The following is a 26414-nucleotide window of genomic DNA, read 5'->3' as shown; positions in this document are numbered from 1 at the left end:
TCTGGCATGCTTACCGTACCACTTCAACAGGGCCTCCATCCAACAAGCGGGCCTGACCTTCAACAATCACCTGATTCCCCACTTTTAGTTGATCTGAAATCACTTCCACTTTATCGTCAAAGCGGTTTCCAAGCTGAACTTCAATCCGTTTTGCGCGACCATTCTCCTCAATAAACAGGTAACGCACGTTAGAGCCTTGCATTTTTAAAATAGCCAAGGCAGGAAGCACAATTGCATCCGTTTTTTCCAAACCAATGGTTACCCGACCAAACATACCAGGACGCAGCTGACCATTGGAGTTATCAACACTTACCTCAACTTCAAATGAGCGACTTTGTGGATCAATTGTAGGTGCTATACGAAAGATTTTGCCTTCAAAAGACTCCTCTGGAAAAACGTCAAAACGCAAGTTAACAGCCATTCCCAGTTCTACTTTAGGGAAATACTTCTCTGACACACTCACAATTGCTTTCAATTTATCCACTTGGATAACCGAAAGAATGGCTGCTTTACCAACAGCTGCCACGGGTGTTCCCGAGTACATTTCACCCGATTCAAAATACTTACCGGAAATTGCCGCATTGAAAGGAGCTTTCAGGATGGTATTTTTTCTTAAGAAATCAACATTTTCCTGAGCTGCTTCGTACTGCGCCTGCAATTGCTCGTATTGTTGCTGGGCAATGCTTCCCAATTTTTTCAAGGTATCTAAACGGGTATAATCTGCTTTCAAATTATTCAACTGAATTTCTGCCTGAATCAGTTGGGTATCATTCATTCGAACGAGCTCCTGTCCCTTTTTTACCCGGTCGCCAAGCTCTACCTGGATGTTCTCAATTCGTCCCGGAGAAGTTGGCGCCATGTGAACTTCTTTAAAAGGTTCCAAAGTTGCGGTGTAAACTACTGTTCGCGTAATTTCTTCGCTCCCCAACCTTGTTGTTCTCACCCGTTCAGTAACTACATCAGGCGTAGCCTTTGCCTTTTTATCCTGACCAGAAGAACAAGCTCCCAAGCTAGATAAAACCAATGCTCCCAGAGCTATACTGTAATTCAATCGTTTCATGCTTATTTGTTTCATTGTTTATCAAAGTTTTCCTGTTAACGTGTTTAATTGGTTTTGGGCCTGCAGCAATTCCAAAGCTGCTTGCAGGTAGTCCGATTCGGCTTTGAGGTAGTTGTTATCAGCACTGGTCAACTCCAAACTGGAGATCATCCCCTGGTCGTATTTCTGTTTCAAGTTTTTATATACCTCACGCGATACTTCAATATTCGTTTGCTGATTTCTGTAGTTTTCCAAAGCACTCTTTAAATTGAAGTTCAACTGTTTGTGTTGAATTGAAAGTTGATCTTCCAGCAGCGCCTGTTCGTTCCGATAAGTTTCCAGATCGATTTTGGCTGAGCGAACTTTGGAACGTCGTTCACCACTCGAAAAAATTGGAATATTCATCTGTAATCCAACGACATGGTTTGGAGCCATATCAAAAGCTGGTTTCAGAATTTTGTGGTTAAATGAATAGTAGCTTGAAAGCGTTGGCAAGTAATTGGCTTTCTGCATCTCAACCTGCTTCTCCTGAAGTGCTCCCTGCGCTTCCATCAACTGATAATCAACATTTTCTGAAAGATTGAATCCTTCCAGCAATTGGCCATCAAAATCTTCGTTTGCCAATAAGTTTTCCAATTCCTCAGTCAGTAGAAGCTCCGTATCGGCATCAACTCCCAATTGAAGGCGCAACATATTTTTTGCCATAACATGCTGTCTTTCGGCTGACTTTACTGCATTCTTCAACGAATTTAACTGTACCAGTAATTGATCTAGTTCAACTTTCTCGGTCACTCCAAACTCAACCATAGGAGCTGTTTTGTCGTAAATTGCCTGCAAGTTGTTAACATTCTCCTGTAAAATTTCCAGTGTTTCACCGGCAACCACAACCAAGTAGTAGCTTTCAATCACCTGGCTAACCACATCCCGTTCGGTTTTTGTCTGGTTCTTTTCAGATAACTTCTGATACAGTTTTGCCGTTTGAACACCCACCCAATAATTGGCACTAAACAGCAGCTGTCCAACTGTTAAGTTGAAGCTACTTGTTGGATCAATCGGAATTTGAGAGGCAGGTTGACCTTCGGCAAACTGGATGGAGATTTCGGCCCCCAAAGCATTGGTGTAATCGGCGGTCGCATCAACCTGGGGCAAGCCACTGGCAATAGCTTCCCAAATTTGCTCCTGCGATTTTTCAACGGCCAAACCCGAGTTTGCAATCGTTTTATTAAACTGCAAAGCATAGTTTTTGGCTTCCTGTAAATTAATCTGAAGTTGCTCTTGAGCCCAAGCCCCATGACAAAGCAAGCCCGCCAGCAACAGCATAGCAATCTGTTTTCGTCTCATTGTTTAATTGTAATTGTTTTCTGTTTTTCTATCTAAATACTTCATAGCAATTGAAGCAGTTCGTCAAATATTTCGTCAAATACCTGATGTCCCTTCACGGTCGTTATTCCGGCAATGTCATTTAAAATCAACCGATAAAGCGTATCGCCTGAGCTTGCTTCATCATAGTCGGGAAAAATCTTGTAAGCGATCTCCGAGACTTTGTAAATCTGATTGTAATAGACATACCGGATATCTACATTAGTTCGGAAAATCCCCTCTTCAACACCTTGTTCATAAATGGATTTCACCCCATCATAAAGCCTCTTGTTTCTAAATTCCTGCACATACAAATACTGCTTGTAACTCACCTTTTTCAAATCCAAAATGAAGGTTGGATTCACATTTCTTGAACTTTTCACAATAAAAGCATAAAGCAAAGCCAGCTTCTTTATCAGATTCTCTTCGGGTGTAACCAGCTTGATTAGTTCTGTTGAAAACTTATTCAAGCTATGCTCGACAACCAGCTTTAGCAACTCATCACGACTTCGAATATGCTGGTAAAGGGTCTTTTTCGAAATCCCCAAAGCAACAGCAATCTCGTCCACGCTCACACTTTTGACACCATACTTACGGTACAGCTCATAAGTTTTCTCCACTATTGTTCTCTCATCAACCATAAACCAAAAAAACTTTGAAGTTACTTTGAGTTTTCTATTGGGCAAAAAAATTTAGTCCAACATACTATCTACTAATTCAATCCCCCGTTGGGTACTTATTCCTCTTACAAAATTTACCATGAGGTTTTCGAATAAATCAGCATATCGATATTCTTCCGAAGGAAAGATCGCTTGATCTGAAAGCATGCTAATCTGGGCCTGAAACAGCTTCGTAACAATATCCACATTAATATCTTTCCGAAAAAGACCTTCATTAATTCCCTTACGTAACTGTCTGTATATATTGTTATAATTCCGTTTTTGGTTTTCCTCATAAAGCGTTGTCCAAATCTTTGGATAATACTTTCTTATGTCATAAAAAAACACCGGATTTATAGCATTAATCGCCTTAATTCCGTCCTTCATCGAAGTTATGATTGCCTCAACCACATTTGCAGAAGCGGCCATCACCTTATGATTCCGTTCTTCTTGCTTCTCAGACAAATACCGCAAACAAGTTTCAATCAACTCTGTCTTATCCTTAAAAACCTCATAGACAGTACGTTTTGAGATACCTAAAGATACAGCAATATCATCCATAGTGACATTGCGGATTCCAAACTTAAAGAAGAGTTTGGCTGATTCATCAATAATTCTTTCGCGTACTTCCATTGTTTTCTAATTAGACGCAAATATATAAAAACTTTGAGAACTGTAATAGTTTTTGTAGAGTTTTAACGGATTTTCTCATTTTTCAACATATCCTGTTAACATTTACTCCCCCTGTCACACAAGCACATAATAAATTAACAATCAATACCATACAACAAACAAAGACTACAAAAGGGATCGGTTATTTGCGTTCCTTAGGCAAGGAAATTAAAATCAAAGGTGTAGTTCAAGCGAACTCTGCTTACAAGCGAAATTGCATTATTTCTTAGTTTGCACACTTCAAACCACAAAAAAGAGTTTTTAAATACGCCTGTTTCCATGCGCACTTAAAAACTCTTTACAATATCGTTACCCAACAAAAAAGGTTGCAGCACTGACTCTTAATGAACCAGCAGCATTGCCTCTTCCAAGTTCTTTTCCTTAATAAAGGAAGCTGCTGCCTCCCAAAAATTCCCGAATCAGCGACGTTGGTGGAATTTCAATATCATCAATACTATTGATGTAACTAAAGAATTTCAATAGTCGATTTGCTTCACAGTATTCAATCTGATTCTCAGGGACATTCTTCAATAAAGGCTCGGCATATTTTTTCAACACAGCCAATTCGTAAACTAAGGCTGAGTTGAACATGATATCCGCATTCTCCTGGTAGGGGAAAATATTCTTTTCCTCTCCATTTTTTACACTTGGCCATCGTTTGATGGTTTCGGCAGCTGAGTAGCCACGATAAAGGCTATCGCGAATCATTCGTCGAATTAAACGATTATCTGTTGTCGAAATATGGTTATGATCGTCAAATGAAATCTGAGTCAATGCGGACAAGAAAATTCGGAAACTCTGGTGATTTGACACATGAGGTGTAAGCCCCGGATTATTCCCATGAATCCCTTCTACAATAAGTAAATGCCCATCACCAATGCGAAGTTTTTCACCTGAGCGGGTACGTTTACCAAGGTTGAAATCAAATTTGGGCAACTCAACTTCTTCGCCATTAAACAACTGCAACAGCTGTTCATTAAAAAAGGCAATGTCGATAGCTTCTAAGGACTCAAAGTCATATTCACCGTGTTCATCAAGCGGTGTTTTCTCCCGATCGACAAAGTAGTCGTCCAGAGAAATCATATGAGGGACCAAACCATTCACCGCCAATTGAACCGCCAATCGCTTGCTAAAAGTTGTTTTTCCCGACGCTGAAGGTCCAGCAATCAAAATAACTTTAATCTCATCCCTTCGTTCATCAATTTGGTTGGCAATCTCTGCAATTTTCTTTTCATGAAGTGCTTCCGATATTTTGATAATATCTCCGCTCTTGCCCATCTGCGTATATTCATTCAGCTTACCAAGATCCGGGACATCCAGAATGGTAGCTCGTTGTTTGTGTTCCTTAAACACTCCAAAAAGCTTCTCCTGTTCGATGACCGGATAAAGCAAATCAAAATTATCTGTCTGAGGAATCTGAAGTAGAAGGCCATCAAAATAAGGAACCAAGCCAAAGTTGGTCAAATATCCTGTTGACGGCACATGGTGTCCATAAAAATAATTCGCTAAGCCATTAACAAAGTACAAGTAAGAGAACAAGGTACCTTGCTGCTCGAACAACCTAGCTTTTTCCTCCAATCCTTGCTGTACCAGAATGTCAACAGCCTTTTCTGTTGGAATTCCCTTTTTCACAAAAGGTAAATCGCGCTCAACCCACGAACGCATTTCGCTTTTCAGTTCAAAAATATCCGATTCCGTAATCTCCCGCTCCAAACCAACAAGCTCACAATAGTATCCTTGCGATATTCCGTTCATAATCCGAAGTTTCACCTGAGGGAAAGTCTCCCGAACGGCAACGTACAACAAAAACAACAAGGAACGGGTGTATAAGCGTCGCCCATCGACATGAGAATAATCGATGAACTGAATTCGTTTTGATTTAACGACAGCAAAAGACAACTCTTTCACCTTATGGTTGACCAAGGCTCCACAAACTGGGTTTTTCAACTTAATCTGAAGGTCATCTTTAATCTCCTCCAAAGTAGTTCCCAAGGGATAGGCTTTCCTCTCCTTGGTGTTCTCGCAATAAATTTCAACTATTTTCATAATCTCATGGCTCCAATCAATGTCGTTGGCAATGGCTTTTACCAACGACATTCATTATTTAAATAATTTGCTATAAATCTAGCTCTTTTTTCAGATACCGGGCCGTATACGATTTCTTATTTCTAATGACCTCTTCAGGTGTTCCCACACATAAAACCTGTCCGCCACCTTTACCGCCTTCAGGCCCCAGGTCAATAATATGATCCGCCACTTTGATCACATCCATATTGTGTTCAATCACAATCACCGTATTGCCTCGATCGACCAGTTTATTCAGCACCTCTAGCAATACCCTGATATCCTCAAAATGCAGGCCAGTCGTCGGCTCATCTAAAATATACAACGTTTTGCCTGTGTCCTTTTTGGCTAACTCAGATGCCAGTTTCACCCGCTGAGATTCACCGCCAGATAAGGTTGTTGACGATTGCCCCAAGGTAATGTAGCCCAGTCCAACCTCCTGCAGCGTTTTCAGCTTATGTGCGATAGACGGCAGGTGCTCAAAAAACTCGACTCCTTGATTGATGGTCATATCCAGCACATCGCCAATGGATTTGCCTTTGTAGCGAACCTCCAATGTTTCCCGGTTATAGCGTTTGCCATTGCAGGTGTCGCAATGCACATAAACATCTGGCAAGAAGTTCATTTCAATCAGCTTCAAACCTCCTCCCTGGCAATCTTCACACCGGCCTCCTTTTACGTTGAAAGAGAAACGGCCAGGCTTGTAGCCGCGTATTTTGGCTTCCGGCAACTGAGCAAATAAAGCTCTGATATCGGAGAAAACCCCCGTGTAAGTTACCGGGTTCGATCGAGGAGTCCGCCCCAATGGCGATTGATCAACCTGCACCACTTTATCAATCAATTTCAAACCATCAATCTTTTCATAAGTCAGCGGATCTTTCACCGACTTGTAAAAGTGTTGACTCAAGATTGGCTGCAAAGTGCCATTGATTAAACTTGACTTACCACTACCCGAAACTCCTGTGACACAAATCAACTTGCCTAAAGGGAACTCAACATCAACCTTTTTCAGGTTATTTCCGACACAACCTTTGAGTTTTAAAGCTTTTCCATTTCCTTCACGACGGGTTTCAGGTACGGCTATGGTGTGTTCTCCACGCAAATACTTCGAGGTTAACGTATCAGCTTTCAATAAGGCATCAGGTGATCCTGCACCAACCACCTCGCCGCCATGTCGCCCCGCATAAGGCCCCATATCCACAATATAATCAGCCGACAACATCATATCTTTATCGTGCTCAACAACAATAACAGAGTTTCCTGTATCGCGCAACGTTTGTAACGAATGGATAAGCCGTAGGTTATCGCGGTGATGCAAACCAATACTCGGTTCATCTAAAATATACAACACGTTGACCAACTGCGATCCAATTTGTGTCGCCAAGCGGATACGTTGCGACTCTCCCCCAGACAAGGTCCGCGAGGTGCGATCAAGCGAAAGGTATTCCAAACCAACATCAATCAAGAAACTTACACGATCCCTGATTTCTTTCACGACCTCCACTCCGATCTTACGCTGGCGGTCTGTCAGTCGGTCTTCCAAGCCAACCAGCCAATCACTCAGTTCGCTAATGTCCATTCGTGCGATTTCGGAAATATTGCGTCCGTCAATCTTAAAATGAAGCGACTCTTTTTTTAATCGATGGCCCTGACATTCCGGGCAAGCTTTTTCTTTGATGAATTGATTAGCCCACTTCTTCGCCTTTTTCGACGGATTATCTTCCCGCTGGTTATCGATGTACTTTACCACCCCCTCATAAGTCATCATGTAATTGACCGAACTTCCCAAGGGGGAATTTTTCAGCTGAATACGCTCATTGGTTCCATACAGCACGGCTTTCAATCCATCTTCAGGGATATCTTTAACCGGTGTTTTCAGGGTAAACCCATACTTCTCGCCCAATGCTTCAATCTGCCAGAAAATCAAGGTATTCTTTTGCGATCCAAGTGGAGCAATTCCTCCTTTGGCAATGCTTTTATCCGGTTCCGGGATAATTTTATCCAAGTCAATTTCAGCCACTTGCCCAAGACCATTACAACGTGGACAGGCTCCCTGCGGTGAGTTAAATGAGAAATTGTGCGGAGCAGGCTCAGCATACGAGATCCCGGTTGTTGGACACATCAGCTGGCGGCTGTAGTACTTCATATGATCCGACTCATGTTCCATAATCAGGGTAATTCCGTGTCCCTGCTTCATTGCTGTCTGCACCGACTCTTTCAAGCGTTTTAAGCTTCCTTCATCCACCTCCAAACGATCAACCACTACTTCGATAAAGTGATTTTTATAGCGATCAACCTTCATGTTGGGAACCAGTTCTTTGACTTCACCATCAATGCGAGCATACAAAAAGCCCTTGCGTCTGAACTGCTCAAACAGTTCCCGATAATGTCCTTTTCTGCCTCGCACCAAAGGTGCCATCACCAAAATTCGCTTCCCAGTGAATTGTTCCTGAATCAGTTTGAGAATTTGGTCATCCGTATATTTGACCATCTTCTCACCGGTTTCATATGAAAAAGCTTCTCCGGCACGGGCATACAACAAACGCAGAAAATCATAGATTTCCGTCACGGTTCCAACGGTAGAACGAGGGTTCTTGTTGGTCGTTTTCTGCTCAATGGAGATCACTGGGCTCAGGCCAGTAATCTTATCCACATCGGGTCGTTCCATATTCCCCAAAAACGAACGGGCATAAGCCGAAAAAGTCTCAATATAGCGACGTTGTCCTTCTGCATAAATTGTATCAAAAGCCAATGACGACTTTCCACTGCCACTCAATCCGGTAATTACGGTTAGCTGGTTACGTGGAATTTCAACATTAATATTTTGCAGGTTATGCACACGAGCACCGTGCACGACAACCTTTTCTTCGTTTTCAATCAGTTCTTCCTCCAGAACTACTGCTTCTGTTTTCTGCATTTAGCTTACTTTGTATTTGTTCTGAAACCTTCTGCTGGCAATTTTATTCCATAGGTTTTGCCACTCTTGTTTGTCAGATAAGATTCACGCAACCATGGGTTCAGCATTTTCAGAATTTTGTAATTGGTCTGATGCTCTTGAGCAAAATCAGCAAAGTTGGCTACCGGACCAGAAATCGAAACCGTCTTCGTATTCCAGACCGAATATTGTTCATCTTCCTGAACATCAAAACCATATTTTTGTGGGTTCTCCATTACCAATTTTAAGGCTAAAATCCGAAATACATAACGTCCGGTTTCTTCACCAAGTAACAAGTCATAGTAATCTGTTTCTTGCTGACGTTCAAGCTGCCTGCCAACGAAATTTCGTCCGGCATTGTAGGTTGCAGCCACCAAGGTCCAGCTTCCATACTTCTTATAGGACTCGTGCAGATAAGCACAAGCCGCATGGGTTGACTTTTCAATGTGATAACGTTCATCAACCTCGCCACTCACCTCCAAGCCGTAATCACGTGCCGTTCCTTTCATAAACTGCCAAAAGCCAACGGCTCCTGCCGGAGATACTGCCTTCGGGTTAAACCCACTCTCAGCCAAAGCCAGGTATTTAAAATCCTCCGGAATGCTGTCTGCTTCCAAGATCGGTTCAATAATAGAGAAGAACCGCGGAGCCATTTTCATAAACCGCAAGGTTTGTGAATGAAAATAGGAATTAACCAACAACTCGCGGTCCAGACTTTCATACACATCGAAATATTCTAAAGGAACTTTTTCTCCAGCAAAAGTCAGTGAATCCGGAACTTCAACAGAACTATAATAATGCTTGGCCGGAGCCTCTGGTGCCCGTTCCGGATAGGTTGAAGACTCCAAAAACTGATAACCTCCCAACACCAGAACCACTAAAATAAAACTATACAATAATCGACTTGCTATCCGCTTCATAATCCTACATTCAAATTTTACTAAACGGCAAAAATAGTGCTTTTGCAGCTGGCTTTCAACTTAATTAATTCTAAAAAACGACAAAGCACAGCAACTGCTTGCTATCACCCGAAAACAGTCAGTTTTAGCTATACAAAAACAGGAACCACTCGATGAGACAAGAATCCAACAAGAATAACACAGAGCCTTAGCCTTCTGTTTCTTAATCCTTCAAATCTTCCCTAAAAATGAACAAAATTAGATCACTGAAAAGGCATCGCAATTAAAAAAGGTCATCATCACAGTCACGCACAACCAATTATCAAACAAAAACTTACTCTAAAAAAACATTTGAAAAAAAGTTTTCAAGGCTTTCCAGAAGCCTAAAAATATCCTGATCAAGTGCGAATTGACTACCTTTGCGATTTTAAAACTCTCAAATTCTACTACGATGTCTAATAACGTTTTACGATTAGCTATCCTGACTTTTGTTTTAGCTTTGAGTAGCTTGGACGCTGCTTATTCGCAAGAAAAAAAATCGACGGATTGGGTAAATCCATTCATTGGAAGTACCAATTATGGTACGACCAACCCAGGAGCCATTGTTCCTCAAGGCATGGTTTCAGTAGTGCCTTTCAATGTTAGTGGATCGGCAAGCAACAAGTGGGACAAAGATAACCAGTGGTGGTCAACTCCTTACTCGTGGGATAACCACTTTTTCACCGGCTATTCTCACGTCAACCTAAGTGGCGTAGGATGTCCTGAGCTTGGTGTTATCCTGCTGATGCCAACCACCGGAAAAGTGGAAGCCAGCAATAAGGTTTATGGTTCTCCAATGACGGAGCAAAAAGCTTCACCCGGTTTTTACTCCAATCACTTGGAAAAATATGACATTACCACAGAAGTAACAGCCAGTGCCCGGGTTGGACTAAGTAAGTTCAAATTTCCCGAAGGACAATCCAATATCCTGTTGGACCTTGGCACGGGATTAACCAACGAAAGCGGAGCCGCTTTACGCATTGTAAACAACCGTGAAATTGAAGGCTGGCGCATGACCGGCACATTTTGTTATAACGATGGGACTGAACGTCCGGTTTATTTTGTAGCCCGTTTTAGCAAGCCGGCCAAATCATTCGGAGCTTGGAAAAAGATGCCACAAATGACAGCCGAATCAGCTTGGTCTTCAACCGATAGTGCCTTCAAGTTCTATCCTGAATTTCAAGCACAGATGGCCGGCGACAGCATCGGTGCTTACATGACATTCGATACCGAAAGTAACGAAGAAGTATTGGTAAAAGTGGCTGTTTCGTACGTCAGCATTGAAAATGCCCGACAAAATATGGAAGTGGAAATGCCCGGCTTCAACTTTGAACAAACACGTGCAGCAGCCAAAACCAACTGGGAAGAAGCCCTCTCTCGCGTATCGGTAAAAGGCGGAACGGATGATCAAAAGACGATTTTCTACACCGCGTTGTACCACATGCACATTCACCCCAACGTAATCAATGACGTCAACGGTCAATACCCTTTGATGGAGTCCTACGGAATTGGCGAAGTTAAAGAAGGCGACCGCTACACCGTTTTCTCGCTTTGGGATACTTACCGGAACTTTCATCCGCTAATGAGCTTGATTTACCCCGAGCAACAGCTGGACATGGTGCGCTCAATGATTGCCATGTACGAAGAAAGCGGCTGGCTTCCAAAATGGGAACTTAACAGCACGGAAACGCATGTAATGGAAGGTGACCCTGCCATTCCGGTAATTGTTGACACTTATCTTCGCGGACTAACTGATTTTGATACAGAATCTGTTTATGAAGCCATGTATAAGTCGGCAACCACTGAAGGAGCCCAAAACAAGTTGCGCCCAGACATTGACGACTACCTGGCCAAAGGTTATGTGCCTTACACAACACCTTTTGACAATTCAGTATCGCATGCACTGGAATACTACATTGCCGATTGGAACCTGGCTCAATTTGCGAAAGCTTTGGGCAAAGATGCAGACTATAAACGTTTTCTGGCTCAGTCGTTGCGTTACAAAGAATATTACGACAAGGATGAATTCCAGATGATTCGTCCCAGAATGGCTGATGGCTCATTCTATAAAGATTTCGATCCAAAACAAGGAGAGAACTTTGAGCCAAGCCCTGGTTTCCACGAAGGAAATGCTTACCAATACACCTTTTGCGTTCCTCATGACATTAAAGGACTCATGAAATTGATGGGTGGCAAGAAAAAATTCACAAAAAAACTGCAAGGTATTTTTGACGATGGTCATTATGATGTGGCTAACGAACCCGACATCCATTATCCGTGGTTGTTCAACTACGTCAAAGGAGAAGAATGGCGCACCCAAAAAGAAGTGAGCCGCTTGCTGAACGAGCATTATAAAAATGCTCCGGGGGGAATCCCGGGGAACGACGACTGTGGAACACTTTCAGCCTGGGCCGTGTACAGCATGATGGGGTTCTACCCTGTTTGTCCGGGTAACACAGATTACTCCATTGCTCAACCCGCTTTTGACGAAGTCAAAATAGAACTGGATCAAAACTTCTATCCCGGCAAAGAACTCATCATTCGTACCAAAGGAGATGGAGAGTACATTCGCAAGATTAACAAAGACGGGAAAAAGCTAAATCGTTATTTCATCAACCACAAAGAGCTTGTTTCGGGTGGTGTCTTGGAAATTGAGAAATAAAAAAACACAAAAATACCAACGAACATGCGTTTTAATCAACTAAAAAAAATCCACCCTGCGGCTTGGATTCCCACTGTTTATTTTGGCATGGGACTTCCCTATGCTGCCATTAATCAAGCATCACCATTGATGTATGAAAGTCTGGGGATTAGTGACTCCATGATTGCGTTTTGGACCTCACTACTCCTTCTCCCATACACGCTTAAATTTTTATGGAGCCCGGTGCTGGAGATGTTCAAAACAAAGAAACACTTTGTGGTAGCAACCCAGTTTGTAACCGGTGTTACGTTTGCCATGGTGGCCTTTTCATTACAGTTAAATGACTTTTTTGCCTACTCCGTGGCCCTCTTGGCTATTGTTGCCTTAAGTGGATCCACTCATGATATTGCAACGGACGGAGTGTACATGAATGTCCTTTCCTCCCAAGACCAAGCGAGGTATATTGGCTGGCAGGGGGCTGCCTTTAATATCGCCAAAGTGTTAACAGCGGGGGGACTGGTTTATCTAGCCGGAGTTCTTGAAAATACAATAGGAGCTTTCCATGGCTGGATGATCATTATGATCGTTTATGGAGCAACCATGCTATTGCTTTCCTTTTACCATACACGGATGTTGCCATCCGGAGGAGCAGCCACAGGTGAAGTACATTCACTGAAAGAAGGATTTCAAATCTTGTGGGATGTATTAAGAACATTTTTCCAAAAGAAATACATTGGCTGGTACATCGGCTTCATCATCATCTATCGCTTTGCCGAAGGCTTTGCCGTGAAAATCGCTCCACTGTTTTTCAAAGCTGCAGTTGCTGACGGAGGGCTTGGACTGAGTACTTCGGAAATTGGGCTTTTGTATGGTGTATTTGGATCAGGAGCTTTTGTTTTGGGGTCTTTACTTGCTGGTTATTTTATTGCCGGCAAAGGGTTGCGCAAGTCAATCTTCTCCTTAATCTGCATCTTTAACTTCCAGTTTATCGTATATGCCTTACTGGCTGTTTTTCGTCCATCAAACATCTATTTAATAGGCTCTGCCGTTGTTGTTGAGTATTTTGCCTACGGCTTTGGCTTTGTAGGACTAACCTTATTTATGATGCAACAAGTGGCTCCGGGAAAATATAAAATGGCTCACTACGCCTTTGCTTCGGGTATTATGAACCTAGGATTCATGCTGCCGGGTATGCTTAGTGGCTTCTTAAGCGATTCAATCGGCTATAAATCTTTCTTCTTATTTGTTTTGGTAGCCATGATTCCATCGTTCTTTGCTGCCAAGTTTGTACCTTTTACTCATCCCGACAACAAAGAATCGGAAACCAAAGAGATCGAAAAATAAAGCATAACTTTAATCATTCAAAAAAATACAAGACAATGACTACACAACCTGCAATTCCATGGGAAAACAGACCAGAGGGTTCAACCGAGGTCATGTGGAGATATTCTGCAAATCCAGTTATTGGACGTTACCACATTCCAAGCTCAAACAGTATTTTCAACAGTGCCGTTGTTCCTTTTGAAGATGGCTTTGCCGGCGTTTTTCGTTGCGACAACAAAGCGGTTCAGATGAACATTTTTGCTGGATTCAGTAAAGACGGTATCAACTGGGACATCAACCACGAACCCATTGAAATGGTTGCTGGAAACACAAAAATGATTGACTCCGATTACAAATACGATCCACGGGTCGTTTTTATCGAAGATCGTTATTGGGTAACTTGGTGTAATGGCTACCACGGACCAACAATCGGAATCGCTTACACCTTCGATTTTAAAACATTCCACCAGTGCGAAAATGCCTTCTTGCCTTTCAACCGCAACGGCGTGCTTTTCCCTGAAAAAATCAATGGTCGCTACGCCATGCTGAGCCGCCCAAGTGATAACGGACACACGCCTTTTGGAGACATCTACATCAGCTACAGCCCGGATATGAAATACTGGGGCGAGCACCGCTGTGTGATGAAAGTTAGCCCTTTTGAAAACAGTGCTTGGCAGTGTACTAAAATTGGAGCTGGATCAGTACCAATTAAAACCGAAGAAGGCTGGTTGGAGTTCTACCACGGAGTAATCAACACCTGCAACGGATTCCGTTATTCAATGGGAGCAGCTTTACTTGACTTGGAAGATCCATCCAAAGTACTTTACCGGACACAACCTTACCTGTTGGCTCCTGCTGCGCCTTACGAATTGGCTGGCGATGTGCCTAACGTGGTTTTCCCATGTGCTGCTTTAAACGATGGCGAGAAAATTGCTGTTTATTACGGCGCTGCTGACACCGTTGTGGGAATGGCTTTTGGTTATCAACAAGAAATCATCGATTTCATCAAGAATAACTCGTTATAATTATTAAACAGTCACTCCAATCACATCGTGAATGGAGCAATGAAAAAATCCGGCTAATTGTAGCCGGATTTTTTTGTTGAATTAACAGATCTATTAATCTGTGGTTGAAACGGGAATTGTCGCAATCAATTGAATATCCTGAAGGTCGGAATAATCATACAAGTAAAATCCTCCGTCACCAACCATAAACAGGTAATTATTCAAGGGAATTACATCATAGGTGTTGATATCCTCAAACTCGGCCAACAAATGAGAGCCAATTTGTAAAGGATCCGATGCATCAAAAACTTTTAAGCCAGCATCTCCATCACAAATAAACAGGACATCGTCGTCGATCCCCAAGCCGTGAGGATTGGCCATCGAATAACTTGCAATGGGTGTCAACTGCGAATAGTCATCATTCATCTCAATAACATCGAGCCGGTTGACTGATCGTCCACAGCCACCGCCATCATGCAGCGTAACATAGGCTAGGTCATCCTGCACGACTACCGGATCACAACTTGTAATATGTTGATATCGATTAATATATTTGGGGCTCTGCTCAATTTCCAAGCTGTATATTAACATGCCTGTGGTTGTTCCAAAAAACAAATGATCATTATAAATAAACATTGTTTCAACATTCCACCCAATGTTGCTCGAGCCTAATTCCAGCGGATTCTCCAGGTCGGTAATCCGGAACGTGTACAGGGTACTATTATCCACCGTATAAAGAAAATCCTTGTACAGGCCAAAGCGCGCCATTGATCCTCCAACGCCAAAGGTGGTTCCACTGCCTCCGCCAACACCAGAGTTCGTCAAAAAGCTGCCGCCTGTTTCCAAACGATCAGAGAAACTATCGTAATAATAAATGGGATAATAGTTGCGCTCAATTTCGCGCTTGACTTTCTTTATGTCCCAATCTACAACAACGCCCAATTCATCATCCACTTCTCCCAGACGGTATTCCGGATCGTACTCAGGCAGCATGTAGGGGAAAATATCTTCCACGCGTCCCACTTCCTTCACCGAAGCTAAATCAGACACATCCACAGCAACCAAATCAATATAACTATCGGCATACAAAACATTCTCTTTAATTGCAATGTCCACATTTCCGGGAATTGCAATAAATCCAATCGAATTTGGACTTGCAGGGTCTGACACATCAACCACGTGAACTCCTTTCATCACCTCGTTAATGAAGATGTAGTTGTCTTTAAAATAGATCTTCCCTGGGTTTTCAATATCCCGGGCGCTTTCCATTTTTACCGCATTGCGCAAGTCTTCATAACTCATGTAAACCGGCGAGTTTCCCAAATAAGTTTCAACAATTTTATCTTCGCAGCCTGCAAATACTACCGCAACAAACAACAGGCAACTGTATATCCATTTTGCATTCATTTCTATCAATTTACTAGTTAAACAGAATACCTATCCGTATCGTCAGGCGATTATACTCACGCTCCAACTTATACTCGTCTTTTCCACCCTCAAAACTCACTTGGTGAAAACGATAGCCAAATGACATCATCAAGGCCAGGTTTTCATTAAGCTGATTCACCATGCCAAAGCTAGGACTAAGCATAAATCCACCTTTACAATCCAACTTTTGGGTGGCATAATAAGAGCTTGACCATGGCACAATAATATCATAGTAATGATTGGAGCCCACCATTATATTATCATCAAGAGGCAAAAGATAACCAGCTTTAAGTCCGACAAAAGGCGTAAACATCGACTCACGAAAATGGTACTCCAGGTTCCCAAAAACAGGCAAGTACGACTCCTCCAGAAAATCGACACCAGTACCCACGCCTGCATACCAGTTCGGCAAAACTTTTAAGTTGAAAGATGCGTCGAATGAAAAGGGCTTTGATTTATCGTTGGAAGAACTACCGATAAGCAAACCGCCGGTCGTTTTGATGAAGTAAGCTTTCTGACCGCTTAAAATCGCAGAGGAGAATTTTGTACCTACAGAGTCAATTTCTGAGGTCTGAAAAACCCAGGTATCCTTGCCCGAGCGAATAACCACTTTTTCATCATCAACCGGGATTTGTTGTCCTTTCAGAACCGTCCCATTTTTGAGGTAGATCACTTCTTTTTTTTGAGCTTGAGCCGCACCCATTGCCAATAAAAAAGCAAGCAAACAGACTAATTGTTTCATAAGTTTATTTTGGTGTTTGTTTGCCTTTAAGATGTTTGTTGGCAAAAAAAGGTTGCGTGAGAAGATTCTTTTTCTGGTACATACAACAAGAAACCAGGTACAGGAAGCGTACAAAATTACATTCAAAAGCCTTTTGGTGGAAATGACAGTAACATTTGGCGGAAAGGCTAAAGTTGATACCAGCCTCCTTTATTAAAACAAGATCAAGCGGGGTTGAATCCTACCAGACAGAATTACCACCTACCAGCTAAAACTGCAATCAAACCACACCGAATTAAGCCCCAACCGCCCGGAAATGAAAATTACCAGCCAGGAAAGTGATCAACCCATTCAGAAATGGGCTCAACCCAGGTTTTCTCCCATTTCTGAATGGTTTTTAGTGCAACGGCTCCATTTTCTGCACTGCCGCGTGGGGTGTTTATGTTAGTACTGTCTTGGCTTATCTCCAATTTCTGATTTAATGCAGTAATCTAGGCTATCGGTATCCCAACAGGTACTATAAGAATGGTCACCATTAGCCGTACACCAATCATCTTGTTCCCGATAGCTACATCGACCATCTGCTTGATGATAATAACAAGCATATAACGCGTTCATTCTAACACTTCCGGCTGATTGACTCCAAATTTCTTCCAGAGTGTATGTTCTTTCTCGTTCTTCTCTTTCCTTGCGTAACCTCTCGGCTTCTTCCTCCTCTTCCCTTCTTCTCGCTTCAGCTTCCTCTCTTTCTCTTTGCCTTCTTTGCTCTTCCTCCCGCTCCTCTTCTTCTCTCCTATAAGCTGCACGTGCTCTCTCCTCTTCCCGTTTTTCTTCTGCTCTTCTGCTTTCTAGCCTTTCCTCTTCTAAGCCCCTTCTTTGCGCAACTTCCCGCTCCTGCTGTCTGTCAAGCACTTCTTTCCGGATATACGTCACTTCTAGTTCATTGGCCTGCTTAATTGCATTTCGGTTATGCCAATCCGGAGTAGCCTCATTTGAGCCAAAAGCAGGAGTCGTATTCACTGAAGTACTGATGACGCTTATGTCGTGTTTATCCCAAAAAACGAATCTGTTATTATTCAATCGAATCATCTTTTGATAGGTATAGTCCTGCTGCATATTAAACAACGGTTCTTCTTTATCAACATGCCAAACCTGTGATTCATAGGCACCTGTTACAAAATAGCCATCCTCCGAAATGAAATAGATACTTCCGGAAGTAGAGCTACCCTTATTTCCTGTATTTTTACGCTTGAGAATCAAATCCCCTTTCAAATCATACTGATAGATTGAATCTGCCAAAACAACAAGCACATATTTACCACATGGGCTAAAAGCATGAACACATCCTTCCATATCATGCTCTTTGAACTCCGAATAGTTTTTTGAAAAAAGAACTTGCCCATTGCTTAAATCCCACACAAAGAGCTTTAAACTGTTAGATTCGATCCTATGACAAGCAGCAATAGACCTGCAAGGCGATAATGATAAAGTATCATTCCTAACATAAACAGGAGTAGCGCTATCCTCCAGTTGCTGCCTCCTTTCCAGGTCAAATATTTTTATATGATTGTCGATAAATAAGCCAAAGAATCTTTGATCGGGTGAGAAATAAGGAACAAAAAATTCGGAATGAGCATTATCATCCACATCAAAATCAAACTCCAACTCAAAGTTTGATCCATTAATTAGATTTCTTATAAAAACATGCTCCTCATCAAATTCCGCCAACAGATACTTATCCCTTGTTAAATACTTGGATAAATATTTTGTGCCATACGCCTCATCGTTCTCTACTTGTTTCCACTTGCCCGAAGCAATATCGATAATAATTTCCTTCCTATCGCTTATTAGGTGCAGCTGCTCCTGATCAGGATAGTAGCTTATGTCCCGGAAACCGTATACCTCACAATCCAATTCGTCCTTAGTCAATTTATAATCCAAACTACTTTTCGCCTTGGTATTTAATTCTAAATCATAATGGCGAACTCCTATTCGGTCCAGAACAAACAGAACCTTCTCATTACTAAAATCTAAAACCTTTGACCCAGTCCAACCCCTGATGAAGATTTCGCTAATTAATTCTCCTTTTAGAGTAAATATGAAAACTCGACTATCCTGACTAATAAAAAGGTGTTTGTTCTTATAAAAAATTTCATAATCAGTATTTAGCAGGTCAATATGTTCATCTAAAGCTTTTGTTTTAAACGTCTCTACCCCTGAATCTATATTATGAAGATGTAGAACCCCCTTATTGTCCAGATAGAAAAGATTCGTTGATGAACAAAACATATTGGCTATCGTATAGCCATCACGAAATATATTGGCTTGAAAGGCATAGTTGATATGGATAGTTCTTAAATCAACCGATACAATTGTCCCAACATTCATCATTTCCCCCTTGTATCCCAAAACAAACAACAGGCTACCCCCTTTAGCCAGGATCATATCATGCACGCGATCAACATATTGCTCCATCAATATCTCCGTATGATTTTCAGGCAAAAGATGATTGAACGTGAACACTTTACCATTTCCATCAGAGACAAATATATTTTTTCTGTTATCTACTAAGATTACAGGATATGGGGCATTACCAGGGTCTACAATTTTATCAGGGAGGCTTACAGACCACTGCTGTCGATATTCAACAGAAGAACAAAACCGAGTAGTAAAACAGTAAACAGTTCTTCTATCATCTTCGGTGGAGACAAGATATATGTGCTTTCCTTCATTATCGATTGCGATATTATTAAAATCTCGTAAATCGAACTCAAATGGAAACTCATCAATCTTATATTTTTCACGATAAGAACCGGTGTCATCCAGTTGATAAATCCAAGCACAAAGTTTTTCTTTACGGGCAAAAACGGCAAAAAACTTACTATTAGCGGATTTTATAAATTTATAGTTTAATGCAATAAACCTTTTTTGGTCTCTTCTCTCCAATTCAGAAATATCGTTATTCGATGGAAATTTTATGATTTTTGACGGTGATATAGTCATGGTGCTATTTTTTAAAGTTAGATTGTGTTTGTGATAAAGACAGGACTAATTATGAATCATGAATTTTCTCAAAGGTCTAAACCTTCCTGATGCATATTCCTTCCACGGGGCTCCATTTTCATCGATCCACACACCATTTCTATAGGTTAAAAGACGAAACCCAATATGTTTTACATCTCCTTCGGAAATAATTTCCCTTCGTGCTTTTATGCCTTTCTGAATCTTTGGTCTAGCAACCGGTTGCGATTTTGGTTTTTGCTTGGTTGTGGGTTGTTTTTGTATTGATCCTTGTTTAGATTTTTCCGGTGCATTTTTTTCAATCGCCAGTTCACAAGCTTCCAGTTCAATTAAAGTTTCAACATAGTAACACAATGCATGCTGAAGCGTCTCATGCTGGGTCTCTTCTACAATACCTAAAAATACGTCATCATTCGCATCATGCTTTACTCCCTCTAATTGAACTGGGTATCTTTGCACCAACACCTTCCAAATTTTCGGCAGCTCTGATTTTATTAACTCACCTGTCGCAGGTTTAAACCTTGGACGAAGTTGATCCGGAGTTAAAAGTAACTGAAGTGGTTTTATTGATAACACGGAACAAACTTGATTGACAGACTGTATTAAATTTACATAGGCTAAATAAAGTGCTTTCTCTTCTTTGTGTAAATCTGAAATATCAATTACATCCTCATTTTCTATGCTTTCCTCCTCGATCAATTCATTATCTGATTCATCCATGGCTTCGCTTGCCGCAATTTTTGCATCAAGTCTTTCCATTTCTTCTTGAATCATATTATCAATCGCAGTATCCAACATCGCGGCTTCCCTTTCTCTTTCGATAGCTTCTTGATCGGGTTTGCTTACTATCTTTTTGAGCCGCTTAGATGATGGAACCTTCAGTAAATTGTAATGATAAAGCAGAACCAATAAAAAGGTTGGTAGCGTAAATTCAATACCTGCAATAAGTGAACTTGCCAAACCAACAGCAAATAAAGATACAGCGTTAATTACAAAAGCGATAGGTAAAGTATACTTGTTAGCTCCATGAATCTCATTACCCATAATCTGTATAATAAGCCCTGCTGCTAGAAAAATAGGAGATCCTACAATAAAGCCTCGCGCAAGTTTAGGATGGCTATCGATAAAAATCAGAACAAATACATAGCTCAAGATAACAACAGAAATCGTAGCAATAATGGAAAAAGTAGCTTTTGATTCTTTCCAACTATTGTAATTCATTATTTTTCGTAGAGCTATCAAATTATAAAATGCGACCAATAAAATAATCTGGAGACAGAGTATATTTAGATACTTTACATAGGACTCAACCGAAAGTAAATGGCTCGATATACTCGAGAAATAATTAAAAAACACATAAAATATACCTGAATAAACGATTATTGTTAAGATGGCATGTTTCCTAACCGACGATCGATCCCATCGTTTTTCGCCTGCTGTTTGAGCTTTTCGAACAAAGAAAGTGCTAAAAACAACTGTCACAATCCACAGAATGATACTCCGAGTGTTTGCGTTGCTCGTTTTAGAGTTTTCTTTTGTTTTTTCCTTTATCACAGGAACTTCAACTTTTTTCAGGTATTTACTACTAACATAAGCATGCTGATCTTTGTATTCAATTTTTGTCCACTCAGGGTTCCCTAATAAGGCAAGTATCGTATCACCTTTTTCTAACATTCCAAGGGATATGCTTTCAGCTGAAGGGTACCGTCTGACATTTAATTGGTTTGCAGTTACAGTGTAGTTTGTTGCAGATAAACTCAATGATGTGAATAAGAGAATTAGAAATAAAGAGATTACGCCTTTCATGGTTTTAGGAAGCTATTAGGTTTTGTTTTTTTGATTAGTATATGGTAAAATGCGCCATAATTTTTGTTCGCTCAGAGCTAAAATTCTACGTTAAATATGGGAGATTTTCCCTTAAATGCATACATCTAATTACATTTATTTCTTCTTTATTTATCATCCTTGCACTTTCGGCTAGTGAAGACATAGACTGAACTACCTACCAAACAATTAAATACCTAAAGCACCTATTAAAAGAGGAAATAAACCAATCATAAATACAAACCTTAGTTCAAATTAAAGATTAACTTTCAATATTTATTACGGCTTATTATTTTAAATAGCAGGCAACTAGTCATTTTGCACATGTGCTCATGATGCCATCTTTTTTGTATGTTCAATATGGTACTTGCAACAAAGAAGCCAGACACCACAAGAGAAATAAGTATTTATTTATACCTTTCTTTTACTAAATCAATACTTAAAATCATGGCTTATTTCAAGCAACTTCTTTTATTTTTTCTGGCATTTGCACCAATTCTAACACAAGGGCAAGCCACTCAGAAAAAATTTATTGTACCTGCTTATTTTGTAGCCGAAGCTGAGTGCTACATTCAAGGCCCTTTTGATGGAGATGGCAGCAACACGATTATCCGTTTTGAAAATAGAAACACCCAAAGTTTTTCGGTTTCCCCAATTATTGAAAGCAAAAACAAGCTCCTGATAAAAATCCCGGATACCTATGGAAATTTTGAGTTAATCATCGTCGATGAAGGCAATAACCAATCGCTGTTTCTCCCTGTTCGCGTAGTCAAGCAACAGATGGATTTCGACAAAACTCCAAAACCACTAAAAAGACCAGTCGATTTTGAAATTCAAATTCAAGGGGCGGAAAAACTAGCTGCCAGTTTTTCGCTGTCAATTATTAACAAAAGCCCACACGTAATCAGCATCCAAGGAGGCAATACACAAAACCACATCATCCGAAGTACCGAACAAACAGCAAAGGTCAGTTGGTCTGGAAAGTTTGTAGCCATCAGCCGCGACCCATTTTATATTATTGGCTCCTTAGAACAACCGGCCCCCACAGTTAAAGTAGCTAACTATTGACACTAGGATCGTTTAACTTGGAAAATATCACTACGCCGGTCTTTCAGGTTTCGCACACTTCCAAACTGATTCAACTCCCGAAGCAGGTCAATATCCACGTCAGCAATCACAATCATTTCGGTATTGGGAGTTGCTTCTGCCTTAATTCCATTCATTGGAAAGGAAAAATCACAGGGCGTAAAAACCATCGACTGCGCATACTGGATATCCATATTATGCACCTTTGGGAGATTACCCACGCCTCCGGCAATAGCCACATAGCATTCATTTTCAATGGCCCGGGCCATGGCACAATTTCGCACGCGAGAATAGCCATTCTGGGTATCCGTCAGAAACGGAACAAATAAAATATCAACACCTTCGTCAGCCAACAAACGCCCCAATTCCGGAAACTCTATATCGTAACAGATCAACACACCAATTTTGCCACAATCGGTTTCAATCGCTTTTAACTCGGCTCCTCCCTGCATACCCCAAACTTTAGCTTCATCCGGAGTCACATGTAATTTTTCAAAACGCTCAACCGAACCATCACGCTTACAAACATAGCCGGCATTATACAAACGATCATCCCGGATTTCAGGCATACTCCCTGTAATGATGTTGATATTATAGGTTATTGCCAACTCTGAAAAACGCTGGTTAATTGCTTCACTGTGTTTAGCCAGTTCCCGAATTGCTTCGGGCTCGCTTAAGTGATTGTTCTCAGCCATAAGAGGCGCCATGAAAAATTCAGGAAAAAGAGCAAAGTCGGATCGATAACCAGAAACTGCATCAATAAAATATTCTGCCTGATTCATCACATCGTCCAGGTTATTGTATGGCCTCATTTGCCACTGTACCAAGCCAAGACGAACAATTTTCTTCGTAATTACAGGCTGCTTAGCTTCTTCTTCGTAATAGATGTTGTCCCACTTCAGCAAAACGGCATAATCATTTGAAGCTTCATCTCCTTCGAGGTAATTCTTCAAAATCTTCGAAGGATAAAAGTCGTTTGAAATCTGGAAGTTCAATACAGGATCATCAATCTCCTTCATCCTCACTTTGGCAATGTATTCTTTAGGCGACATCTGATCGGCATACTTATGGTAATTCGGAATCCGTCCTCCAAATGCCACACCTTTCAAGTTTAAACGCTCACAAAGCTCCTTTCGATAGTCGTATAATCTCCGGCCCAAACGCAATCCCCGATACTCAGGGCGGATAAAGATTTCAATTCCATAGAGCATATCCCCATCCGGAGTGTGCGTATTAAACGTATAGTTTCCGGTAATGCGCTTATACGTGTGTCGGGTAACATATTTGCTAAAGTCAACAATGATTGAAAATGCACAACCAGCAATTTGCCCGTTAACTTTAACAACAACCTGTCCTTCAGGAAACCGGTTAATTAATGTTTTAAGCTGAGGGCGCAACCAATAGGAATCCGGCATCTCTGGATAGGACTCAATCAAAGCCTGCTTTAACTCCTCATAGTCCTTCAACTGTAAATAACTCAGCTCTATATTCTCAATTTCATTGGTATTAATCATAGCTTCTCTCTTAGTTCATTTCAATAACAAGTGAGTAATGGCTAAAGTTAAAACTGAGTCGGCAAATAAAAAAATATAATCTTGTTAAGACAGCAATAGATAATCAAGCCTAAACATTCAATAAAAACAATTTATTAACAATTATTAACAAACAATGAATATTCAATAAATACGGGTACTGCATGAATAAAGATCTATTTTTGTTTATTCTTAAACCAAAAGAATTAAACAAACATTCAAGCGATCATGTTTTATAGTTGTAACTCAAAATTTAACCATCATGAAAACACGTGAAAACTTAAAATCGAATCTATTGAAGCATCTAACTGTTGCTTTGTTTTTATTTGCATCGGTTGCACTGGTTAGCTGCAATGACGACGACGACCCTATGGTTCCTGAAAACCCTTCTCCTGAAAATATCGCAACCTCCTTGCAACAAATTTCAGACGATCCGGACTCCTATTCCGGTAATGTTTCAGAATTGAAAAAGCAAACAATGAAGGAAAAGAAACCCAAGTTTACAGCGCTGATCAAAGCCTTGGCAAAATCAAATTTGGTAAGCACCGTTGCGCAAAGTGAGCTGACAGTTTTCGCTCCGACTGATGAAGCTTTTCAACAATTGTTTACAACATTAGGAATTGAAAGCATTGATGACCTTACTGCCGAACAATTAACGCCAATCTTACTTTACCATGTTATTGCCGGGAAAGTGATGTCCTCGGACTTATCAACAGGCTTGGTGAAAACAGTTAACGGCGCCTATTTAAACATTGATGTAAACAATGGAGTCATGGTGAATGACGCCAAAGTTGAAATTGCAGACCTGACTGCTCTTAATGGAGTTATCCACATTATTGACCAAGTTTTATTGCCTCCGTCAATGAATATTGTTGAAAAAGCAATCAGTTTCAACCCCGAGTTTTCAATTTTGGTTGACGCGGTTGTCAAAGCTGATTTGGCCGAAACACTTTCCGGCGAAGGCCCATTCACCGTTTTTGCGCCAACCAATGCGGCATTCGAAGCACTATTCGCCGAAATGGGAGTTAGCGGAGTCGCTGACTTAACTGCAGAGCAGCTTACGCCTATTTTGCTTTACCATGTTGTAGGAGCAAAGGTTTTTTCCATGGATTTAAGCAATGGCAGTGTCATGACGCTCAACGGAAAAGAAATTGAAGTTGACCTGACTGGCGGAGTAATGATTAACGATGCCATGGTAGTTACTGCGGACGTTCAAGCAACCAACGGCGTCATCCATGTTCTAGATAAAGTACTCCTTCCCCCTAAAAACATTGTAGAAACAGCAATTGGGTTCGATCCTGAGTTTTCAATTTTGGTTGATGCTGTTGTTAAAGCAGATTTAGCTGATGCATTGTCGGGGGAAGGGCCATTTACCGTGTTCACACCAACTAATGCCGCTTTCGAAACCTTATTTAGTACGCTTGGCGTAAGTGGTGTCGATGCACTGACAGCAGAACAGCTCACCCCAATTCTTCTGTACCATGTTGTTGCAGGCAAAGTAATGTCCACAGATCTTGCAAATGGCTTTGTTCCAACCTTGAATGGAGCAGCCATCGAGGTTGACTTAAGCTCCGGGGTCATGATTAATAATGCCAACGTAGCTCAAGCTGATGTAGAAGCGTCTAATGGGGTGATTCATGTTATTGATCAAGTGATTTTGCCACCATCCATGAACTTGGTCGAAAAGGCTATCAGCTTCAATCCGGAGTTTTCAATCTTGGTTGATGCTGTAATCAAGGCTGAACTTACAAGTACCCTTGCCGAAGGAGGTCCATTTACCGTCTTTGCGCCAACCAATGCTGCATTCGAAGCACTTTTTGAAGAACTTGAAGTAGGAGGCCTTGATGATTTAGACGCAACAACGCTAGCCAATGTTCTTAAATACCATGTTGTTGAAGGACGTGTATATTCCAGCGATCTTGAATCTGGGACTGTTACTACCTTAAATGGTTCGTTCACAATTGATGTTAGTACACTGGAACTTACAGACGCCAATGACCGGACTTCATCGCTTGTTGCAAATTTATTGAATGTTCAAGCGACCAACGGAGTCATCCATGTAATTGACAACGTTATTCTTCCATAAAAAAAATCGAAGCAAAAACAGATAAGCAGAAAACAACAAAGGCTGCCCTTTCAAAGGGACAGCCTTCTTTTTTCCTAACGTT

17 protein-coding genes are annotated in these 26414 nt (G+C 41.2%); 5 read left to right on the top strand and 12 right to left on the bottom strand.

Annotation, left to right across the window (positions count from 1 at the left end):
* Positions 1-10: 10 nt before the first annotated feature.
* From BM156_RS05405 to BM156_RS05375, 7 genes are all read right to left on the bottom strand, one after another.
* Entirely contained in the window at positions 11-1060 is a 1050-nt protein-coding gene (locus tag BM156_RS05405) for an efflux RND transporter periplasmic adaptor subunit (RefSeq protein WP_170846871.1), read from the bottom strand.
* Between the two features lie 21 nt (positions 1061-1081).
* Positions 1082-2380, bottom strand: coding sequence for a TolC family protein (locus BM156_RS05400; protein WP_093918824.1), 1299 nt, complete (start codon positions 2378-2380; stop codon positions 1082-1084).
* Positions 2381-2421: 41 nt separating this feature from the next.
* The gene (locus BM156_RS05395; protein ID WP_093918823.1) at positions 2422-3039 is read right to left on the bottom strand and encodes a TetR/AcrR family transcriptional regulator; all 618 of its coding nucleotides are present in this window, start codon (positions 3037-3039) and stop codon (positions 2422-2424) included.
* A 51-nt stretch (positions 3040-3090) separates the two neighbouring features.
* Positions 3091-3690, bottom strand: coding sequence for a TetR/AcrR family transcriptional regulator (locus BM156_RS05390; RefSeq protein ID WP_093918822.1), 600 nt, complete (start codon positions 3688-3690; stop codon positions 3091-3093).
* Between the two features lie 420 nt (positions 3691-4110).
* Complete coding sequence (locus BM156_RS05385; protein WP_244525712.1) at positions 4111-5826, bottom strand: nucleoside kinase; 1716 nt, start codon at positions 5824-5826, stop codon at positions 4111-4113.
* Between the two features lie 19 nt (positions 5827-5845).
* Positions 5846-8710 carry an excinuclease ABC subunit UvrA gene (gene uvrA / locus BM156_RS05380; protein WP_093918821.1) on the bottom strand — a complete coding sequence of 955 codons (2865 nt, stop codon included), beginning with the start codon at positions 8708-8710 and terminating at the stop codon, positions 5846-5848.
* A gap of 5 nt (positions 8711-8715) precedes the next feature.
* Positions 8716-9648, bottom strand: a complete 933-nt coding sequence (locus tag BM156_RS05375; RefSeq protein WP_093918820.1) for a lytic transglycosylase domain-containing protein — start codon at positions 9646-9648, stop codon at positions 8716-8718.
* A 430-nt stretch (positions 9649-10078) separates the two neighbouring features.
* On the opposite strand from BM156_RS05375, the gene BM156_RS05370 reads away from it, so the two are divergent.
* Genes BM156_RS05370 through BM156_RS05360 form a run of 3 tightly spaced genes read left to right on the top strand, consistent with a single transcriptional unit; the run spans position 10079 to position 14655 of the window.
* Positions 10079-12328, top strand: a complete 2250-nt coding sequence (locus tag BM156_RS05370; protein ID WP_093918819.1) for a GH92 family glycosyl hydrolase — start codon at positions 10079-10081, stop codon at positions 12326-12328.
* Positions 12329-12352: 24 nt separating this feature from the next.
* Entirely contained in the window at positions 12353-13651 is a 1299-nt protein-coding gene (locus BM156_RS05365; RefSeq protein ID WP_093918818.1) for an MFS transporter, read from the top strand.
* 35 nt (positions 13652-13686) lie between these two features.
* Positions 13687-14655 carry a glycoside hydrolase family 130 protein gene (locus BM156_RS05360; protein ID WP_093918817.1) on the top strand — a complete coding sequence of 323 codons (969 nt, stop codon included), beginning with the start codon at positions 13687-13689 and terminating at the stop codon, positions 14653-14655.
* A 93-nt stretch (positions 14656-14748) separates the two neighbouring features.
* Here the strand turns inward: BM156_RS05360 and BM156_RS05355 are convergent, their stop codons facing one another.
* From BM156_RS05355 to BM156_RS05335, 4 genes are all read right to left on the bottom strand, one after another.
* Entirely contained in the window at positions 14749-16041 is a 1293-nt protein-coding gene (locus BM156_RS05355) for an LVIVD repeat-containing protein (protein WP_093918816.1), read from the bottom strand.
* A 13-nt stretch (positions 16042-16054) separates the two neighbouring features.
* On the bottom strand, positions 16055-16804 hold the full coding sequence (locus BM156_RS05350; protein ID WP_093918815.1) for a hypothetical protein: 750 nt from the start codon (positions 16802-16804) through the stop codon (positions 16055-16057).
* 423 nt (positions 16805-17227) lie between these two features.
* Positions 17228-19786 (bottom strand): NHL repeat-containing protein, encoded by a 2559-nt coding sequence (locus BM156_RS05340; protein WP_093918813.1) that lies wholly within the window; start codon positions 19784-19786, stop codon positions 17228-17230.
* Between the two features lie 45 nt (positions 19787-19831).
* Positions 19832-21610 (bottom strand): SH3 domain-containing protein, encoded by a 1779-nt coding sequence (locus BM156_RS05335; protein ID WP_093918812.1) that lies wholly within the window; start codon positions 21608-21610, stop codon positions 19832-19834.
* 465 nt (positions 21611-22075) lie between these two features.
* Here BM156_RS05335 and BM156_RS05330 point away from each other — a divergent pair, with 465 nt between their 5' ends.
* Entirely contained in the window at positions 22076-22696 is a 621-nt protein-coding gene (locus tag BM156_RS05330; protein WP_093918811.1) for a hypothetical protein, read from the top strand.
* A gap of 2 nt (positions 22697-22698) precedes the next feature.
* Here BM156_RS05330 and BM156_RS05325 read toward each other — a convergent pair whose 3' ends face one another.
* On the bottom strand, positions 22699-24228 hold the full coding sequence (locus BM156_RS05325; RefSeq protein ID WP_093918810.1) for a carbon-nitrogen hydrolase family protein: 1530 nt from the start codon (positions 24226-24228) through the stop codon (positions 22699-22701).
* A gap of 280 nt (positions 24229-24508) precedes the next feature.
* Between BM156_RS05325 and BM156_RS05320 the strand changes: the two genes are divergently transcribed.
* Complete coding sequence (locus BM156_RS05320; RefSeq protein WP_093918809.1) at positions 24509-26332, top strand: fasciclin domain-containing protein; 1824 nt, start codon at positions 24509-24511, stop codon at positions 26330-26332.
* The last annotated feature ends 82 nt before the right edge of the window (positions 26333-26414 follow it).

This window comes from Sunxiuqinia elliptica (assembly GCF_900113005.1).
Lineage (GTDB): Bacteria > Bacteroidota > Bacteroidia > Bacteroidales > Prolixibacteraceae > Sunxiuqinia > Sunxiuqinia elliptica.
Note: the sequence above shows the minus strand (reverse complement) of the source record. Positions and strands in the feature narration are given on the sequence as shown.

What these genes read in the sequence shown, in the direction of transcription:
- BM156_RS05350 (WP_093918815.1), bottom strand. Translation starts at nt 16,804, where the DNA reads ATGAAACAATTAGTCTGTTTGCTTGCTTTTTTATTGGCAATGGGTGCG.
- BM156_RS05335 (WP_093918812.1), bottom strand. Translation starts at nt 21,610, where the DNA reads ATGAAAGGCGTAATCTCTTTATTTCTAATTCTCTTATTCACATCATTG.
- BM156_RS05395 (WP_093918823.1), bottom strand. Translation starts at nt 3,039, where the DNA reads ATGGTTGATGAGAGAACAATAGTGGAGAAAACTTATGAGCTGTACCGT.
- BM156_RS05365 (WP_093918818.1), top strand. Translation starts at nt 12,353, where the DNA reads ATGCGTTTTAATCAACTAAAAAAAATCCACCCTGCGGCTTGGATTCCC.
- BM156_RS05325 (WP_093918810.1), bottom strand. Translation starts at nt 24,228, where the DNA reads ATGATTAATACCAATGAAATTGAGAATATAGAGCTGAGTTATTTACAG.
- uvrA (WP_093918821.1), bottom strand. Translation starts at nt 8,710, where the DNA reads ATGCAGAAAACAGAAGCAGTAGTTCTGGAGGAAGAACTGATTGAAAAC.
- BM156_RS05405 (WP_170846871.1), bottom strand. Translation starts at nt 1,060, where the DNA reads ATGAAACGATTGAATTACAGTATAGCTCTGGGAGCATTGGTTTTATCT.
- BM156_RS05385 (WP_244525712.1), bottom strand. Translation starts at nt 5,826, where the DNA reads ATGTCGTTGGTAAAAGCCATTGCCAACGACATTGATTGGAGCCATGAG.
- BM156_RS05390 (WP_093918822.1), bottom strand. Translation starts at nt 3,690, where the DNA reads ATGGAAGTACGCGAAAGAATTATTGATGAATCAGCCAAACTCTTCTTT.
- BM156_RS05375 (WP_093918820.1), bottom strand. Translation starts at nt 9,648, where the DNA reads ATGAAGCGGATAGCAAGTCGATTATTGTATAGTTTTATTTTAGTGGTT.
- BM156_RS05320 (WP_093918809.1), top strand. Translation starts at nt 24,509, where the DNA reads ATGAAAACACGTGAAAACTTAAAATCGAATCTATTGAAGCATCTAACT.
- BM156_RS05330 (WP_093918811.1), top strand. Translation starts at nt 22,076, where the DNA reads ATGGCTTATTTCAAGCAACTTCTTTTATTTTTTCTGGCATTTGCACCA.
- BM156_RS05355 (WP_093918816.1), bottom strand. Translation starts at nt 16,041, where the DNA reads ATGAATGCAAAATGGATATACAGTTGCCTGTTGTTTGTTGCGGTAGTA.
- BM156_RS05360 (WP_093918817.1), top strand. Translation starts at nt 13,687, where the DNA reads ATGACTACACAACCTGCAATTCCATGGGAAAACAGACCAGAGGGTTCA.
- BM156_RS05370 (WP_093918819.1), top strand. Translation starts at nt 10,079, where the DNA reads ATGTCTAATAACGTTTTACGATTAGCTATCCTGACTTTTGTTTTAGCT.
- BM156_RS05340 (WP_093918813.1), bottom strand. Translation starts at nt 19,786, where the DNA reads ATGACTATATCACCGTCAAAAATCATAAAATTTCCATCGAATAACGAT.
- BM156_RS05400 (WP_093918824.1), bottom strand. Translation starts at nt 2,380, where the DNA reads ATGAGACGAAAACAGATTGCTATGCTGTTGCTGGCGGGCTTGCTTTGT.